The organism is Variovorax soli (assembly GCF_031454625.1).
Taxonomy (GTDB): Bacteria; Pseudomonadota; Gammaproteobacteria; order Burkholderiales; family Burkholderiaceae_C; genus Variovorax; species Variovorax soli_A.
In genome coordinates, this window is record NZ_JAVDRF010000016.1 from 20,300 (window position 1) to 38,514 (window position 18,215).

Here is an 18,215-nt window from a genome sequence, read left to right on the forward strand (position 1 = left end):
GAATGGCGCGGTCCGGCGCGTATTCGCCGTCCCCTTTATTCCGCGGGTGTCTCAGGCGCTGGCACCGGCAGCGGGCTCCCCGAGCATGCCAGCGCACGCATCAGCAGCAGCTTGCGCTCGCGCGCATTGCGCGTGAGCGAAGCCGCATGCTGGAACTCCGCGCAGGCTTCGGCCTTGCGGCCCAGCTTGGCCAGCAGGTCGCCACGCACGCTGGGCAGCAGGTGATAGCCCTGCAGCAGCGGCTCGTCGCGCAGCGCGTCGACCAGCTCCAGGCCCACGGCCGGCCCGAAGGCCATCGACAGCGCCACCGCGCGGTTGAGCTCCACGATGGGTGAGGGCGCGAGCTGCGCCAGTGCCTCGTACAGCGCCGCGATGCGCGTCCAGTCGGTCTCCTCCGGCGTGCGGGCGCGCGCATGGCAGGCGGCGATGGCGGCCTGCAGCGCATAGGGGCCGAGCGCGCCGCCCAGGGCCTCGGCGCGTTGCAGCGCGGCGAAGCCGCGGCGGATCAGCAGGTGGTCCCAGCGGGCGCGGTTCTGCGCCAGCAGCAGCACTGGCTCGCCCTGGGCGTCGACGCGCGCGGCCGAGCGCGAGGCCTGGATTTCCATCAGCGCCACCAGGCCGTGCACCTCGGGCTGCTCGGGCACCAGCCCCGCCAGGATGCGGCCCAGGCGCAGCGCTTCGTCACACAGGGCTGGGCGCATCCAGTCCTCGCCGGCCGTGGCGGAGTAGCCCTCGTTGAAGACCAGGTAGATCACCTCCAGCACCGAGGCCAGTCGCGCGCCCAGCTCCTGCGCGCGCGGCGCTTCGAAGGGCACGCGCGCCGCCGCCAGCGTGCGCTTGGCGCGAACGATGCGCTGCGCGATCGTGGGCTCCGGCACCAGGAACGAGCGCGCGATCTCGTCGGTGGTGAGGCCGCCCAGCAGGCGCAGCGTGAGCGCCACGCGCGCCTCGGGCGAGAGCACCGGATGACAGGCGGTGAAGACCAGGCGCAGGAGGTCGTCGCCGACATCGTCGTCGAGCGCCGCGTCGACCGCTTCGGCGAAATCGGCGGCCGCCATCGCGTGCTGCGCGTCGATCTCGCGGCCGATCTCGTCCTCCTTGCTCGCATGCAGCTTGCGCCGTCGCAGCAGGTCCAGCGCCCGGTGCTTGGAGGCCTGCATCAGCCACGCGGCGGGGTTGTCGGGGATTCCATCGCGCGGCCATTGCTCCAGCGCCGCGACCAGCGCGTCCTGCGCCAGTTCCTCGGCCACGCCCACATCGCGCACCATGCGTGCGAGCGCGCCGATGATCTTCGCCGACTCGATGCGCCAGACGGCGTTGATGGTGCGGTGGATGTCCGGCGCGGTCATCGTTCTTCAGCGCTTGTGCAGTTCGCTGAATCCTGCGGCCGCCTTCTGCACCTCGGGCGGGAAGTCCTCCATCTCCTGCACCTGTCGGATCTCGATGATCTCGTTCTCCGAGCCCGGGCAGCGCGAGGCCCAGACGATCGCTTCTTCCTTCGACTTCACGTCGATCATCCAGTAGCCGCCCAGCACTTCCTTGGCTTCGGAGAAGGGGCCGTCCGTCACCTTCGGCTTGCCGCCGGCGAAGCTCACGCGGGCGCCCTCGGAGGGCGGGCGCAGGCCGTCGAGCGTGATCAGCACGCCGGCGTCCTTCAGCGATTTGTTGTATTTCATCATCGCCTCGACCGCCTTCGCGTCGGGCATCGTGCCGGGGGCCGCGCTTTCGTAGCCCTTGGGGATCATCAGCATCATGAATCGCATGGTGTTACTCCTTGTGTGATAGGAGCCGGGTTGCCGCCGGGGGTCGGGCAGCTTGGAAAACCGTGGCTCTTTCTGGACGTCGAACGAGGTCGGGGCGGATCGACAGGCGATCTCGGTTTTTTCTCGGCCGGCGACAGGATGGACCCGAAGCCGCTCCAAGTTTAGACACGCGACGCACCGTCACGACCAAGGGGCCGGGAGCAGCTTTTGAACACGAGGCGGAGTACAGGCGCGCATCTCGGGCGAATCTGATGAATTCTGACTTCGCTGCGAAGAAGCGGTCCGAGCTGGATATGGTGGCGGCCTTTGCCACGCGGACGCGCGGCCCAATGGATCGGCTGGAACTGTCGAGGCCATGAAAACAATAACTCGTCAGGAAACCAGATGAATCGATGCTTGCCGCCATGCAGCGCAGGACGAATCAGCCCGGAACGGCGACGTCGAACTCACGCGCCTACGGCCCGACCCAACAAAGGTGCGTACGGCAGCGCAACCTCACCAGGTTGCTCCGCATCGCCACTCTCCATTGACCGAGACGGGCTTCGCCTCGACTCGCCCTCCACTGACCCGGGGCGCTCAGCCTATGAATAACGAAGAAGAAATCGGCAAGAAGGCGGCGCTGGAGTCGCATCGGGCGCAGCGGCCGAGAGCACCTGAAGCGGCGAACCAGCCGGCGTTGCGGAATTTCGGCTCGACTGTGTGGGGATGGGTTGCGGTCGTTCTCATCCTCGCGGTCTTGTTGGGATTGGCTGGATTCATTGCGGATTGGTTTTAGCTGCCGGGTTGAGCGCTTTGCAGGGCTTGCGCTCTGGGGGCTTCGCCTAACAGGTTAAATCAACCAGAGCAGGAGCAATCTCCGATTGCGGAGTAACGGAATTTGTTTTGAAGAATGATGCAACTGACCGAGTCCGATCTGCGCGCATGGCTTGATTGCGTGACGCACCCACCGCAATCTCTTGATGCGCTACTACCTTGGCTCGAAGGCCCCCTGAAGAAGTTCTTTCCCTACCGAGGTTTGGTCCTCGGTCACGGAGAACTTGTCGCTGGTCAACTGAAGGTGACTCATATGCTCGCGACTGGGCACGAAGAATCCTACCTGCGCCAACTTGCGCGGACGTTCGAGTTGGAGCTTCGCGGATCTCTCAAGTGGTGGTTCTCAACCAGACAGCCATTTTACATTGATCCAGTTTCGCCACCCTCACACACGAGTGCCTTCGAATTGGAAGAGATCGAGAGATTCAATCTCCGCAACGTGGCCGGACACGGTGTTTTGAACATCAAGTCCAATGGAGGTACCTATTTTGGTTTTTCCGGAGTGAAAGAACCATTATCGGGGTGGCATCTGGGTGCGTTGAGGCTCATGGCTCCGCTGCTCAATGATCTTTTGCTCACCCATCTTGCTGGTCCGCAGCAGAAATCCCATGCTTCGCTGAGTCGGTTGACAAGGCGACAGACGGAGATCGTGCGTCATGTCGTCGCTGGATGGAATGACAAGGCTATCGCACGCTCGATGGACATCACGGAGAAAACAGTCCGTAATCAGCTTGTCGGTGTGTATAGGACGCTTGGCGTTCACAAGAGAACAGAGCTGATTGCACTGTTGAAGTAGGCGGGACATATGACCCATTTACCGGGCCACATGCAAAGCCTAGGATCGCCGCCAGAGGGATACTTAAGAATGGGATTTCTAAGGTTATGAATGCTTTGGATTTGTTTAACAGGTGGTGCGTAGTCGTTCCCTTTTTGATAGTTCTCTACGCGTGTTCGTCAGATGCAGGGGCACCGAGGCCGCCGATCACATGGGCATTAATGCGAAATGAGCCAGTTCATTTTTGGTCGGCTGAACAAGAAGGATGATGGGCCATGAAGTTTTTGATATTTCTTCTGCTTCTCGTCGATTTTTTTGCTTTTTGCTGTGTCGCCGTTTTCGCCGTCCACCACAAAAGCTATTTCGATCTAGCTTTCCCAAAAGATCCGCCGAAAATTTTCGGGATTAATCATTCTTCGACTGATGCGGTGGTTTTTTATTGCGCCACAAGAATTTTTCTTGTATGCACATCTGTCTTGCTTTTCATTTACTTGATAAATATCTTAAGAGGAATCCCTAGATGACAATCCCGGATTTTGTACTTAAAGGTGCTTTTTCCAAAGCCGGAAAATTTGTTGGAGGCCCACTTGGCGCAGCCATCGGCAGTCTCGCGGCCACATCTGCGGTTCTCGAAAGGGAGGCGTTCGAAGTCGGAGAAAAAATTGCCGATGGCGAGGCTACATTCAGAGATATTGCGCGCCTGACCGCCGCACTAGAAGGTGCGATGCTAAGCGCCGGATTACTAGGAGGAGCGCTAGGCGTAATCGCGGCGCCTACCGGATTGGCCACTGCAGCAGTCGTCCTTGCCGGAGCAGCCGCAGCGTACTTCAAAAATCCGATTGCATCCCAAGATGCAATTGATGCGGCGATCGACGGAATTGCGCGCGGCGATCAACCATGGTCGATCGGCAAGGCCGTTGCGGAAGCCTATGGAAAAGAAATTGATCGGCAGAAGAAAATTGACTACCAAGCACATCAATCATTTGATGCCGCCCGCGCCTGGCGCCAGCCCGTCGACCCCTTGATGCTCGATCTCGACGGCGACGGCCTCGAACTCAAGCGCGCCTCTGCCTCCATCCTCTTCGACCACAACGCCGATGGAATCAGGACGGGCACCGGCTGGATCGGCTCGGACGACGGCATCCTCGTGCGCGACCTCAACGGCAACGGCTCGATCGATTCCGGCCGCGAGCTCTTCGGCATCGACACCCTCAAGCGCGACGGCAAGAACGCCCTCAACGGCTTCGACGCCCTGGCCGATCTGGATGCCAACGCCGACGGCCAGTTCAATGCCGCCGACCTCGCCTGGAGCTCCGTGCAGGTCTGGCGCGACCTCGACCAGGATGGCGTCTCCGAGACGGGCGAGCTCTTCGGCCTCGATGCTCTGGGCATCAGCCGCATCGGCGTCGTGGGCAGCGCGACCAACGCCACCGGCGGCGGCAAGTTCATAAAGGGGAGGGCATGAGAGCGGTTTTCTTTTCCTTTGGATTCATTTGGACACTTGCATCAGTCGGATCCGTTGTTTTGGGACCTTTTGTTGGTCTGAATAGATTAAAAATTAAAGAAGAGCTTAAGGATTTTTATCATCAAACATCCACTGTGTATTGGAAAAAAATCCCAACACTATTTCTGTTTTTCATTTCTCTGATTGGGTTGATTTTTCCTATTGCGCATCCATTAATTGGATTTGTTGTGGGCGCGGTGTTTTTTTGTTTTTCATTGATGGGATAAAAAAATGAGTTTGGCTGGAACAGGGATTAAATTGGCACTCGGGCAGTTCAAGAGACTTGCGGCGCAAGCTCCCGGAACAGCTGGGATCGGAGTGTTGGGCGCGACGGTCGCCGGTGAAGTCACTGCCGGGCAATCGCTGGGTGACGAGACCGATATATACATCCCCATTTACGGCCCGGCAGGAATTGACTCCGGCATCGTTGGTTATACCGCAGCAACAGTCGGTTTTCTCGCAGGGATGGGTACCATTGCAGCGCTTGCTGCCGGAGTTCCGGTCGCGGCCGGGGTTGGTGTGCTGGCTGTGGGAATTGGGCTTGTTGCAGCAGCGGTCAATCCTGCATTTCAAGAGCATGTTTTTGATATCGCTGATCACGTTCGTGATTACTTGAATGAAAAAGTCGCGGATGGAACTATTCCGGCCGTAGTTCACCCCATTGATATTCCAGAATTCGATTGGTCGATTCCTGGGGGCATTGAAGAAAGGACGAATGGCTGCTTCCGCGACGCTCGCGCCTGGCGCCAACCCGCCGTCGACCCCTTGATGCTCGACCTCGACGGCGACGGCCTCGAACTCAAGCGTGCCTCTGCTTCCATCCTCTTCGACCACAACGCCGACACCATCAAGACCGGCACCGGCTGGATCGGCTCGGACGACGGCATCCTCGTTCGCGACCTCAATGGCAACGGCTCGATCGACTCCGGCCGCGAGCTCTTCGGCATCGACACGGTCAAGCGCGACGGCAAGAACGCTGTGAGCGGCTTCGACGCCCTGAGCGACCTCGACAGCAATGCCGACGGCCAGTTCAATGCCGCCGATCTCGCCTGGAGCTCCGTGCAGGTCTGGCGCGACCTCGACCAGGATGGCATGTCGGAGGCCGGCGAGCTCTTCAACCTCGATGCCCTGGGCATCAGCCGCATCGGCGTCGTGGGCAGCACCGCCAACGCCACCGGCGGCATCCAGGCCGGCACCACCGTGAGCGCCAGCCTCATCGCCCAGAGCGCCAGCTTCACCCGCCAGGTCGATGGCGTGCAGGTCAACCGCACCGTGGGCGCGGTCGATCTCGAATCCAATCCCTTCTACCGCGAGTTCACGATGGCCGTGCCGCTGACGGAGCAGGCCAAGGCGCTGCCCCAGATGCAAGGCTCGGGCCGCGCCCGCGACTTGTCTGAGGCCGTCAGCCTGAGCCCATCACTCGGGGTCAGCCTCGCCGCCTTCAGCAGCGCCACCACCCGCGACGCCCAGCGCGCGCAGCTCGACAACCTTCTGACCCAATGGGCCCAGGGCTCCGACTTCTGGCAGAGCCTGGAGACCACCCTCGCCGGCAACGTCACCATCAGCGGCCTGCCCGCGGGCATGACGGAAGCCCAGTACCGCAACCTCGTGGGCGTGCTGGAGGTCTTCAACGGCGAGCGCTTCTACAGCACCGGCGCCAGCGGCACGACCCTGACGGCCGGCACCACCAAGACCACCACCACCGACACCGCCACCCAGGTCACGCGCGCCGGCTACGGCATCGCGCCGCCGGCGGCGCAGCTGGCGCTCCTGCAGCAGAGCTACGACGCCTTGAAGGAGAGCATCTACAGCGCCCTCGTGCTGCAGACGCGCCTGAAGCCGTACCTGGACGCGATCGAGCTCACCCTCGACGACAGCGGCATCCGCTTCGACACCACCGCGCTGACGGCTCTGCTCGATCAGAAGAAGGCGGCCAGCGAGCGTGACGCAATGATCGATCTGTTCGAACTCAACCGTTATGCAATGACGATCCTGGATGCCGTGGGATTTGACAGCTTCGAACCACTGCAACGCTGGATGGAAGCGGTTATTGCGGACCAGCGGATGCAGATGTCCTTCGTCCATTTGAATTCATTGGACGAAGGGGACGACATTCCTCCTCGTCGAGAACCGAGGCGAAGTCGTCGCGCACCGCATAGCGGGTCGGTTCGTACGCAGGGCTCGCGCAAGCAGAAAGCACTGCGCCATGAGATCTGAGGAAAACACTCCGCAACGCGCCGACCCAGCCCTGCTCGCAATTCGAGGTCCGATCATGGGATGGATCGCGTTCGGACTCATCCTGACGGCACTGCTGGGTTTTGCGGGATTCATCGCTTATCAGCAGCATCTGCGAAAACCATCGAGCAATGTGATCAAAGTGAATGTTGATCACGGGCAGATAAGGCATGTGCTTTATCTGGATCGAGGGTATTTGAAAGACCCGGATGCGGCACCGCGTGAGCATGTTGTCTTCTATGCAGCTTATCCCAGCATGCTGCCGTGCGCCAGAAATGATGTGCTTGGGAATCGTTGCATGCACATTTTAATTGCCCCCGATCACAGAACAACAGAGGGAGAATTCATTATCGAGCAGTGGCAATCAAGAAAAGATCGCGCCGACAACGGGCCGAGATTTGACAGATATGTTGGCGAGGAAGATGGTTATCAAGTGTATGAGGGAGTAATCAACTCAAAAACAGGCGACATAGTTAGGACAAGACTATTTTTTGACGATCGTGGAAACTTGGTCTCAGACGGTTATTACGGGAGTGCTAGATTTCTTTCTGGAATTCCAGTTCGTTATGGATCGGCAAAAGGATATCGAACCACACCCAAAGAATTGCACGAATGGATGGAAAAACTGTTTAATAAACTCACTAAAGAAGCCAAGTAACAGGAGGAAAAACAATGACCACAGCAATTAACTTAACGCACAATGAATTGGCTGATCTTGCCTCAATGAGGCAGGAAGGGCGCTATGCCGAAGCATACGAATACATGCGAGGCATTGTCGACAATGCACGAGCATCTGAGATTGATTCCGCACGTGCAACAGAACTTGGCAATTTGTCTACTTGGCTCGACCGAGCTGCCAGCATCAACGGCAATGACGGTTCCTTTGCGAGTGAGTTTGTCCGAGGAGCAACTTCGGGTATTCGAGAGCGCCTTACCGGAGAGCCGATCAGCGATGCGGAATTCCAACGAGTTTCGGATCGTTTGGCAGATAAAGTTCTTGGCGATGCTATCAATGGCCAAGGCATTCCTTCGGCCCGCGACATCCTCGCCGACGATGTCGACAGCGCCGTACGAGGTTTAGATGAAGGTGGCCTTGGCTTGCCTAGATGGGGCTGGGCCGGCACTTGGGGCGACTGGATCTGGTCACCCATCGGCCTTGGCGAGGACTATGTCTCCATCGACGGCAAATCCGTCCGTGATTACGCCGAGAACTGGGGCAAGTCGCTCGGTGCCCAGGGCGATGGCTTCTCACGCTGGTTGCAGCAGCGCCTGGATGGCGCGCAGGATCTCGGCGGCGACCCCTTCACCGGCATGCCGTGGCCTGGTGTCGATCGGCTGGTGGACCAGTTCTTCGACACGGCCCGCGCCTGGCGCCAGCCCGTCGACCCCCTGATGCTCGACCTCGACGGCGACGGTCTGGAACTCAAACGAGCCGATGGCTCCATCCTCTTCGACCACAACGCCGACACCATCAAGACCGGCACCGGCTGGATCGGCGCCGACGATGGCATCCTCGTTCGCGACCTCGATGGCAACGGCTCGATCGACTCCGGCCGCGAGCTCTTCGGCATCGACACCCTCAAGCGCGATGGCAAGAGCGCCGCGAACGGCTTCGATGCCCTGGCCGATCTCGACAGCAACGCCGACGGCCAATTCACCGCCGCCGACCTCGCCTGGAACTCCGTGCAGGTCTGGCGCGACCTCGACCAGGACGGGGTCTCCGATGCCGGCGAGCTCTTCGGCCTCGATGCCCTGGGCATCCGCCGCATCGGCGTGACCGGCAGCGCCACCAACGCCACCGGCGGCACCCAGGCCGGCACCACCGTCAACGGCAGCCTCATCGCCCAGAGCGCGAGCTTCACCCGCGATATCGATGGCGTGCAGGTCGACCGCACCGTGGGCGCGGTCGATCTCGAATCCAATCCCTTCTATCGCGAGTTCACCGTGGCCGTCCCGCTGACGGAGCAAGCCAAGGCCTTGCCGCAGATGCAGGGCTCGGGCCGCGCCCGCGATCTCGATGAAGCCGTCAGCCTGAGTCCTGCACTGGCCACCCAGCTCAGCGCCTTCAGCCAGGCCTCCACCCGCGACGCCCAGCGCGCCCAGCTCGACGGCCTGATCGCCGAATGGGCCCAGAGCTCCGACTTCTGGCAGAGCCTGGAGACCACCCTGGACGGTAACGTCAAGATCAGCGGCCTGCCCGCGGGCATGACCGAGGCCCAGTACCGCAACCTCGTGGGCGTGCTCGAAGTCTTCAACGGCGAGCGCTTCTACAACAGCGGCGCGGGCGGCACGACCCTGACGGCCGGCACCACCAAGACCACCACCACCGACACCGCCACCCAGATCACGCGCGCCGGCTACGGCATCGCCCCGCCGGCGGCGCAGCTCGCGCTCCTGCAGCAAAGCTACGACGCCTTGAAGGAGAGCATCTACAGCGCCCTCGTGCTGCAGACGCGCCTGAAGCCCTACCTGGACGCGATCGAGCTCACCATCGACGACAGCGGCATCCACTTCGACACCACCGCGCTGACGGCTCTGCTCGATCAGAAGAAGGCGGCCAGCGAGCGCGACGCGATCATCGATCTGGTGGAGCTCGACCGCTTCGCGCTGCCCACCCTGGATGCGGTCGGCTTTGCCGGCCTGGACCAGCTGCGCGGCTGGGTCGAGGCCTTGCCGGCAGGCTCAGGGCTTCGGACCGAGCTGGCCAGCTTGAACGTCTATACCGGGACCACGACCGGCGGCACGGCCAAGTCGGACATCTATTTGGGCGACGCCAATGGCAATAGCTTCAGCGGCGGGGCGGGGGATGATGCGATGACCGGCGCCGCGGGCAACGACACGCTGGACGGCGGCGCGGACAACGACACCCTCAACGGGGGCGAAGGCGCGGACACCCTCCTTGGCCAGTCCGGCGCCGACGTGCTCGCCGGCGGCGCCGGCAACGACAGCCTCTACGGCGGCGGCTACTACGGCGGCGGGGGCGCCACCGGTGACAACGACACCCTCGATGGCGGCGCCGGCAACGACTATCTCATGGGCGGCTTCGGCAGCGACACCTATCTCTTTGGCAGGGGCGACGGGCAGGACACCATCAACAACGACTCCGACAGCTGGAACGGCTATGCCGACCAGGATGCGAACAAGCAGGACGTGCTCAGGTTCAAGGAGGGCGTGCTCGCCAACGACGTGAGCACGAGCCGCAATGGCGACAACCTCGTCCTCAAGATCAACGGCACGACCGACCAGGTGACGATCCAGAACTACTTCAACGGCGATGGCATCAGCGCCCGGGGCTGGGTCATGAACCAGATCCAGTTCGCCGATGGAACCACCTGGACATTGGCGGACATCAAGACCCAAGTGCTGACTGGCGGCACCGGCAACGACACGATCTATGGCTACAGCACCGCCGACACCTTGAGCGGTGACAGCGGCAATGATGGGCTGTATGGCCGCGACGGCAACGACGTGCTCAACGCAGGCGCGGGTGACGACAGCCTCGCCGGCGAGGGCGGCAACGACACGCTCAACGGCGAGGCGGGTAACGACACGCTGCAAGGCGGTGCTGGCGACGACATCCTGCAAGGTGGTGCCGGCAACGACATCCTGGCGGGCGGGCGCTACGACACCTGGAACGGCTACTACGACGGCTGGGGCAACGATGTTTACCAGTTCGGGCGCGGCGATGGCCAGGACCGCATCCTCGACAAGGACACGAGCGTCGGTAACCTCGACAAGATCGTGTTCAAGCCCGGCATCTCTGAAGCCGATGTGCAGACGGTGCGCGTGGGCGACCATCTGCTCCTGAAGGTCGCTGGCACCAGCGACCAGATCCAGATCGACAACTACTTCGCAGGCGACGCCACGGCCGGCTGGGCGATCGAGGAGATCCGCTTCAGCGATGCGCCCGAGGTGGTCTGGAACGTGGACACCGTCAAGGCCAAGGCGCTGAACGGAGGCGCGGGCAACGACACGATCACGGGCTATGCCACTGCGGACACGCTGAATGGTGGTGACGGCAACGATGTGCTCTACGGCCGGGACGGCAGCGATGTGCTGAACGCGGGCTCAGGCGATGACGGCCTGGCAGGCGAGGCTGGAAATGACACCCTCAACGGTGAGGGGGGCAACGACACGCTGCAGGGCGGTGCCGGCGATGACGTCCTGCACGGCGGCGCCGGCAACGACATCCTGGCGGGCGGCCGCTACGACACGTGGAACGGCTACTACGATGGCTGGGGCAACGATGTTTACCAGTTCGGGCGCGGCGATGGGCAGGACCGCATCCTCGACAAGGACACAACCATCGGCAATCTTGACCGGATCGTGTTCAAGCCAGGCATTGCCGAAGCCGATGTGCAAACCGTGCGCGTGGGTGACCATCTGCTCCTGAAGGTCGCCGGCACCAGCGACCAGATCCAGATCGACAACTACTTCGCAGGCGACGCTACGGCTGGCTGGGCGATCGAAGAGATCCGCTTCAGCGATGCGCCCGAGGTGGTCTGGAGCGTGGACACCGTCAAGGCCAAGGCGCTCAATGGCAGTGCAGGCAACGACACCCTCACGGGCTATGCCACCGCGGACACGCTCAATGGCAATGACGGCAACGATGTGCTTTACGGGCGCGACGGCAACGACACCCTTAACGCCGGTGCAGGCGACGACAGCCTGGCTGGCGAGGGTGGCAGCGACATGCTCAATGGAGAGGCGGGCAACGACACATTGCAGGGCGGTGCCGGCGACGACGTCCTGCAAGGTGGTGCCGGCAACGACATCCTGGCGGGCGGGCGCTACGACACTTGGAACGGCTACTACGACGGCTGGGGCAACGATGTTTACCAGTTCGGCCGGGGCGATGGTCAGGATCGCATCCTGGACAAGGACACAAGCGTTGGCAACCTCGACAAGATCGTGTTCAAGCCGGGCATTGCCGAAGCCGATGTGCAGGCCGTGCGCGTCGGCGACCACCTGCTGCTGAAGCTCGCCGGCACCAGCGACCAGATCCAGATCGACAACTTCTTCGGGTCGGACGCCACGTCTGGGTGGACCGTCGAGGAGATCCGCTTCAGCGACGCGCCGGAGGTGGTATGGAACGTGGACGCCGTCAAGGTCAAGGCGCTCAACGGAGGTGCGGGCAATGACACGATCACGGGTTACGCTACCGCGGACACGCTCAATGGCAATGACGGCAACGATGTGCTTTACGGGCGCGACGGCAACGACACCCTGAACGCCGGTGCAGGCGACGACAGCCTGGCTGGCGAGGGTGGCAGCGACACGCTCAATGGAGAAGCGGGCAACGACACACTCCAAGGCGGTGCCGGTGACGACATCCTGCAAGGCGGCGCCGGCAACGACATCCTGGCGGGCGGCCGCTACGACACTTGGAACGGCTACTACGACGGCTGGGGCAACGATGTTTACCAGTTCGGGCGGGGCGATGGCCAGGACCGCATCCTCGACAAGGACACGAGCGTCGGTAACCTCGACAAGATCGTGTTCAAGCCGGGCATCTCTGAAGCCGATGTGCAGACGGTGCGCGTGGGCGACCATCTGCTCCTGAAGGTCGCTGGCACCAGCGACCAGATCCAGATCGACAACTACTTCGCAGGCGACGCCACGGCCGGCTGGGCGATCGAGGAGATCCGCTTCAGCGATGCGCCCGAGGTTGTTTGGAACGTGGACACCGTCAAGGCCAAGGCGCTGAACGGAGGCGCGGGCAACGACACGATCACGGGCTATGCCACCGCGGACACGCTCAGTGGTGGCGACGGCAACGATGTGCTGTACGGACGCGACGGGAACGACACCCTGAACGCCGGTGCCGGCGACGACAGCCTTGGTGGCGAGGCCGGCAGCGACATGCTCAAGGGCGACACGGGCAACGACACCCTGCAGGGCGGTGCCGGCGACGACATCCTGCACGGCGGCGCAGGCAACGACATCCTGGCCGGCGGCCGCTACGACACCTGGAACGGCTACTACGACGGCTGGGGCAATGACACCTATCAGTTCGGACGCGGCGATGGGCAGGACCGGATCGTCGACGTTGATTCCACGCCGGGCAACACTGACGTCGTTGCCTTCGCCAGCAACGTGACCGCCGATCAGCTGTGGTTCCGCCACGTCGGCAACGACCTCGAAGTGAGCATCATCGGCACCGACGACAAGCTCACCATCAACAACTGGTACTCGGGGAACGCCGACCACGTCGAGCAGTTCCAGACCAGCGACGGCCACCTCCTGGTCGAAGGCATGGTGCAGAACCTGGTGCAGGCGATGGCGAGCTTCTCGCCGCCGCCGCCCGGGCAGACGACGTTGTCGCCCGGCTACCAGAACAGCCTGGCGACGGTGCTGGCTGCCAGTTGGAAGTAGGGCGCGGTCAGCGTCGGTGAAACCGAAAGAAGGAGGGTCGGATGGGAGGAACGAGCACGGCGGCGGTCGCGGGCAATGGCTTGCCGAAGCAGGAAACGACGCGACCAGAGCCGGCGCGCACTGCGCACCCCGCACTGGTCGCCTTGTGCGCCCTGGCGCGCCTGCATCAAGTCGCGTCAGATCCTTCGAGCCTGGCGCACCAGTTGGGGCTGAGCCCTGGCGATGCGGTGGATGCCACGGTCTTGCTGCGCGCTGCCAAGCAGTTGGGCCTCAAGGGCAAGCTGTCTCGCACCACCCTCGATCGATTGGCACTGACACCCTTGCCGGCCATGGCGTTCCTGCGCAGCGAAGAAGGCCGGACGCGCTGCGTCATCCTCGCCGGGTGCGATGCACAGCACGTGCTGTTGCAGGACCCATTTTCAACGACATCGCGCGCCGTCACCGAGGCCCTCGAAGTCTTCGCCGCAGCGTGGACGGGTGAGCTCATCCTGCTCACCAGCCGCGCCAGCCTGGCCGGCGAAATTGCCAAGTTCGACTTCTCCTGGTTCATCCCCAGCCTCGTCAAGTACCGGCGCCTTCTGGGCGAAGTGTTGGCCGCCTCCTTCATGCTCCAGCTCTTCGCGCTGGTGAGTCCGTTGTTTTCCCAGGTCGTGATGGACAAGGTGCTCGTGCACCGCGGCCTCACCACGCTCGACGTGCTGGTCATCGGCCTGATCGTTGTGGTCGTCTCCGAGAGCCTGCTCAGCGGCTTCAGAAACTACATCTTCAGCCACACCACCAGCCGCATCGACGTCGAACTCGGCGCGCGATTGTTCCGCCATCTGCTGCAACTGCCACTGGCCTACTTCCAGACCCGGCGGGTCGGCGATTCGGTGGCACGCGTTCGCGAGCTCGAGAACATCCGCAGTTTTCTCACGGGCAATGCGCTCACCGTGATGCTCGACGTGCTCTTCTCGGCGGTCTTCATCGCCGTCATGCTGTTCTACAGCGTGTCCCTGACGCTGATCGTGCTGGCAAGCCTGCCGCTGTACTTCGGACTGAGCCTCGGGGTGGTGCCGATCCTGCGCCGGCGGCTGGACCAGAAGTTCGCGCGCGGCGCGGAGAACCAGGCCTTGCTGGTGGAAACCATCAGCGCCATCCAGACCGTGAAGGCCACGGCACTCGAACCCGCCTTCGCGCGCCGCTGGGACAACCAGCTCGCGGCTTACGTCTCGGCAAGCTTTCGCACCCAGAGCCTTGCCACCTGGGCGCATGAAGGCGTCAACCTGACGGCCAAGCTGGTCAACGCCGCGACGCTCTGGTGGGGTGCCCACCTGGTGATGAACGACCAGCTCAGCCTCGGCCAATTCGTCGCCTTCAACATGTTCGCCCAGCGCGTGGCCCAGCCCGTCATGCGCATGGCCCAGCTGTGGACCGACTTCCAGCAGACCGGCATCTCGATGGCGCGGCTGGGCGACATCCTCAACACCAGAACCGAAGTCCCGCCCAGCGCCGCGGCGCGACTGCCGGCACTCGAGGGCCGCGTCACGCTGGACCAGCTCACGTTCCGCTATCGGCCAGGGGCCGCCCCCGTGCTCCACGGCTTGAGCCTCGAAGTGCGCCCCGGCGAGGTCATCGGCATCGTCGGGCGATCGGGCTCCGGCAAGAGCACGCTCGCCAAACTGGTTCAGCGCCTGTACACGCCCGAGCAGGGCCGGCTCCTGGTCGACGGCATCGACATCAGGACGATCGATGCCGGGCAACTGCGAAGACAGATCGGCGTCGTGCTGCAGGAGAACGTGCTCTTCAACCGCAGCGTGCGCGAGAACATCGCCATCGTCGACCCGGCGGCGCCGATCGAGGCCGTGATGCAGGCGGCGCAGCTGGCCGGCGCGCACGAATTCATCAGCGAGCTGCCCGAGGGCTACGACACGATGGTGGGCGAGCAGGGCGCTTCCTTGAGCGGAGGGCAGCGCCAGCGCATTGCCATCGCAAGGGCGCTGTTTACCCAGCCACGCATCCTGATCTTCGACGAAGCGACAAGTGCCCTCGATTACGAATCGGAAGCCATCGTCCAGCACAACATGGCCCACATCTGCCGCGGACGCACCGTCTTCATCATTGCCCACCGGCTGAGTGCCGTTCGCCATGCACACCGCATCCTCGTGATGGACAAGGGAGAGATCGCCGAAGACGGCACCCACGAGACGCTGCTGAACCTACCGGAGGGCATCTATGCGCGGCTCTGGGCCATGCAGGCCGGCGGTCAATTGGCCGAGGGGGCGCAGGCGTGAAGGCTTTTCCGCCTGAGTCCCCCGCGCCGGTCATGCCCCCTGGCCCTGCGGGAGAGTGCGGGGGTGAGGGCGACGCGGCCAACGCACCGCGCATGCCCCATTCCATCGCGGAACTGCTGGCGCGCTACGGCGCCGTCTTCAAGGCCGCCTGGCGCTATCGCCACGAACTCGCAGGCCCGCAGCGCCAGGCTGACGAGGCCGCCTTCCTGCCGGCGGCACTGAGCCTGCAGGAGACCCCGGTGCACCCGGCCCCGCGGCGACTCGCGTTCGGGCTGATCGCTCTGTTCCTCGTCGCCTTGGTCTGGGCCATCGCGGGCCAGGTCGACATCGTGGCCGCAGCGCCGGGCCGCATCGTCGTGAGCGAGCGGAGCAAGGTCGTCCAAGCGCTGGAGCCGAGCGTGGTCAAGCGCGTGCGGGTCAAGGACGGCGATCGGGTCGAAGCCGGCCAGCCACTCGTGGAGCTGGACCCCACCAGCGCCAGTGCCGACAAGACCAGCGTCGACGAGCAGCTGAAATCGGCCCAGTCGGAAGTGCTGCGCAGCCGCGTACTGCAGCAGGCGCTCCAGCAGCCCGCACGGACGCTGGACCTGGGCCAGAGCATCCCGGCGGACTGGACCGAGGCCGACCGGAGCGCAACACGCGCCCAGCTGTCGGACGAGTGGAGCGACATCCAAGCCAAGCTGGCCAGGGCCGCGGCGGAAATCGACCACCGCCGGGCCGAGATCGCCACGGTGCGAGAGATGGTCGCCAAGCTGGAGATCACCGTGCCGATCGCCAGGCAACGGGAAGCCGACTTCAAGCAGCTTGCGGATCAAGGTTTCATGTCCAGCCATGCCAACCAGGACCGAACCCGCGAACGCATCGAGCTGGAACGCGACTTGGCGACGCAACGCGCACGGCTGGAAGAGGCCAACGCCGCCTTGAGGGAAAGCGAGAACGCACGCAGTGCCTACATCGCCGAGACCAGGCACAGCCTGAGTGCGCGCGAGGCCGCTGCCGAACTGAAGCGCCAGCAGGGAATTCAGGAGTTGGCCAAGGCCAGCCAACGCGAGCGGCTGACGACGCTCAAGGCGCCCGTGGCCGGCACCGTGCAGCAACTCGCGACCCACACGGAGGGCGGCGTGGTCACGCAAGCGCAGCCGATCATGGTGATCGTGCCCGACGATGCGCAGCTGACGGCCGAGGTCACCTTGGAAAACAAGGACATCGGCTTCGTCAACGTGAACCAGCAGGCAGAGATCAAGCTGGAGACCTTTCCGTTCACCCGCTATGGGACGGTGCGGGCCACCGTCACGAGCGTCACGGCCGATGCGGTGAATGACGAGAAGCGCGGCGCGATCTTCCCCGTGACCTTGAGCTTGCACAGCCCATCGATCGATGTGGACGGCAAGCCGATCAGGCTGAGCCCGGGGATGAATCTCACTGCTGAAATCAGGACCGGCAAGCGGCGAATCATCGAATACCTGCTGAGTCCGGTGCAAAGAGCCGCGAGTGAGAGCCTGAGGGAGCGATGAGTCGAAGCCGGCAAAGAACTCTCGATGGCCGATGGATGGCCTCAGCGCTCGTCGGCTGCACGCTTCTCGGCCGCTTCGCGCAACCATTCCTCGTGCTTGCGCATCTCGGGCGTGAACTCGGCGCCGAAATCTTCGGCCTCGTAGACCTGCCGGATCTCGATCTCGACGTTGCCGCCGCCATCGATCGGCGGCCAGCGCTTGACCCATTCGATGGCTTCCTCCCGGGACTTCACCTGGATCAAGCTGAAGCCGGCGACCAGCTCCTTGGCCTCGGTGAAGGGTCCGTCGATCACCGTCGGCTTGCCGTTGTTGAACTTGACACGTGCGCCCTTGATGCTGGGCTGGAGGCCCATGCCGTCGAGCATGACTCCTGCCTTGATCATCTCCTCGTTGTACTTGAGCATGTCGGTGACCAACTGCTCGGTGGGCATCACGCCGGCTTCGGTGTCCTTGTCGGCTTTTCGGATAACCATGAATTTCATTGTCGAATCTCCGTCAGGGGGTGGTGGTCGTTCAGGACTTGCCGCGGTTCTTTTCCGCTTCGGCCATCACGCGCTTCTCCTGCTCGCGCAACTCGGGCGTGAACTCGGCGCCGAAGTCTTCCATCTCGAAGACCTGGCGCAGTTCGACCTCCTCGCCGTCGGTGAACGGCGCGCGCTTGAGCCATTCGATGGCCTCGTCCCGGGAGCGCACCTGCCACAGCCAGAATCCGGCGATCAGTTCCTTGGTCTCGCTGAAGGGGCCATCGGTCACCGTGCGGGTCTTGCCGTCGAAGCGCACGCGCGCGCCCTTGGAACTGGGCTGCAGGCCTTCGCCAGCCAGCATCACGCCGGCCTTCACCAACTCCTCGTTGTACTTGCCCATCTCGGTGAGCATCTTCTCCGTCGGCATCACGCCGGCTTCCGAGTCCTTGTTGGCTTTCACAATCACCATGAATCGCATGTCGTACTCCTGAGGGTTGAA

Annotated in this window: 13 protein-coding genes; 9 read left to right on the top strand and 4 right to left on the bottom strand. The window is 63.0% G+C overall.

Annotated features, from left to right (window positions below; all coding sequences use genetic code 11):
- Positions 1-35: 35 nt before the first annotated feature.
- Both J2739_RS25530 and J2739_RS25535 read right to left on the bottom strand, forming a co-directional pair.
- Positions 36-1,349 (bottom strand): RNA polymerase sigma factor, encoded by a 1,314-nt coding sequence (locus J2739_RS25530; RefSeq protein WP_309906934.1) that lies wholly within the window; start codon positions 1,347-1,349, stop codon positions 36-38.
- Positions 1,350-1,355: 6 nt separating this feature from the next.
- Entirely contained in the window at positions 1,356-1,763 is a 408-nt protein-coding gene (locus J2739_RS25535) for a YciI family protein (protein WP_309906936.1), read from the bottom strand.
- Positions 1,764-2,346: 583 nt separating this feature from the next.
- Here J2739_RS25535 and J2739_RS25540 point away from each other — a divergent pair.
- From J2739_RS25540 to J2739_RS25580, 9 genes are all read left to right on the top strand, one after another.
- Complete coding sequence (locus J2739_RS25540; RefSeq protein ID WP_309906938.1) at positions 2,347-2,538, top strand: hypothetical protein; 192 nt, start codon at positions 2,347-2,349, stop codon at positions 2,536-2,538.
- 117 nt (positions 2,539-2,655) lie between these two features.
- The gene (locus J2739_RS25545) at positions 2,656-3,372 is read left to right on the top strand and encodes a helix-turn-helix transcriptional regulator (RefSeq protein ID WP_309906940.1); all 717 of its coding nucleotides are present in this window, start codon (positions 2,656-2,658) and stop codon (positions 3,370-3,372) included.
- Positions 3,373-3,871: 499 nt separating this feature from the next.
- On the top strand, positions 3,872-4,816 hold the full coding sequence (locus J2739_RS25550) for a hypothetical protein (protein WP_309906941.1): 945 nt from the start codon (positions 3,872-3,874) through the stop codon (positions 4,814-4,816).
- Positions 4,813-5,082: a hypothetical protein gene (locus J2739_RS25555; RefSeq protein ID WP_309906943.1), complete on the top strand. Its 270-nt coding sequence runs from the start codon at positions 4,813-4,815 to the stop codon at positions 5,080-5,082. The genes J2739_RS25550 and J2739_RS25555 overlap by 4 nt, the downstream gene beginning before the upstream one ends.
- A 94-nt stretch (positions 5,083-5,176) precedes the next feature.
- The gene (locus J2739_RS25560) at positions 5,177-7,072 is read left to right on the top strand and encodes a hypothetical protein (protein ID WP_309906945.1); all 1,896 of its coding nucleotides are present in this window, start codon (positions 5,177-5,179) and stop codon (positions 7,070-7,072) included.
- Positions 7,062-7,748 carry a hypothetical protein gene (locus J2739_RS25565; protein ID WP_309906946.1) on the top strand — a complete coding sequence of 229 codons (687 nt, stop codon included), beginning with the start codon at positions 7,062-7,064 and terminating at the stop codon, positions 7,746-7,748. Before J2739_RS25560 ends, J2739_RS25565 begins: the two co-directional genes overlap by 11 nt.
- A gap of 440 nt (positions 7,749-8,188) precedes the next feature.
- Positions 8,189-13,465: a calcium-binding protein gene (locus J2739_RS25570; RefSeq protein ID WP_309906948.1), complete on the top strand. Its 5,277-nt coding sequence runs from the start codon at positions 8,189-8,191 to the stop codon at positions 13,463-13,465.
- A gap of 41 nt (positions 13,466-13,506) precedes the next feature.
- On the top strand, positions 13,507-15,738 hold the full coding sequence (locus J2739_RS25575; protein WP_309906950.1) for a type I secretion system permease/ATPase: 2,232 nt from the start codon (positions 13,507-13,509) through the stop codon (positions 15,736-15,738).
- Between the two features lie 92 nt (positions 15,739-15,830).
- On the top strand, positions 15,831-17,252 hold the full coding sequence (locus tag J2739_RS25580) for an HlyD family type I secretion periplasmic adaptor subunit (protein ID WP_309906952.1): 1,422 nt from the start codon (positions 15,831-15,833) through the stop codon (positions 17,250-17,252).
- 41 nt (positions 17,253-17,293) lie between these two features.
- Here the strand turns inward: J2739_RS25580 and J2739_RS25585 are convergent, their stop codons facing one another.
- Positions 17,294-17,734 carry a YciI family protein gene (locus J2739_RS25585; RefSeq protein WP_309906955.1) on the bottom strand — a complete coding sequence of 147 codons (441 nt, stop codon included), beginning with the start codon at positions 17,732-17,734 and terminating at the stop codon, positions 17,294-17,296.
- A gap of 31 nt (positions 17,735-17,765) precedes the next feature.
- Positions 17,766-18,194, bottom strand: a complete 429-nt coding sequence (locus J2739_RS25590) for a YciI family protein (protein ID WP_309906957.1) — start codon at positions 18,192-18,194, stop codon at positions 17,766-17,768.
- Between the last annotated feature and the right edge of the window lie 21 nt (positions 18,195-18,215).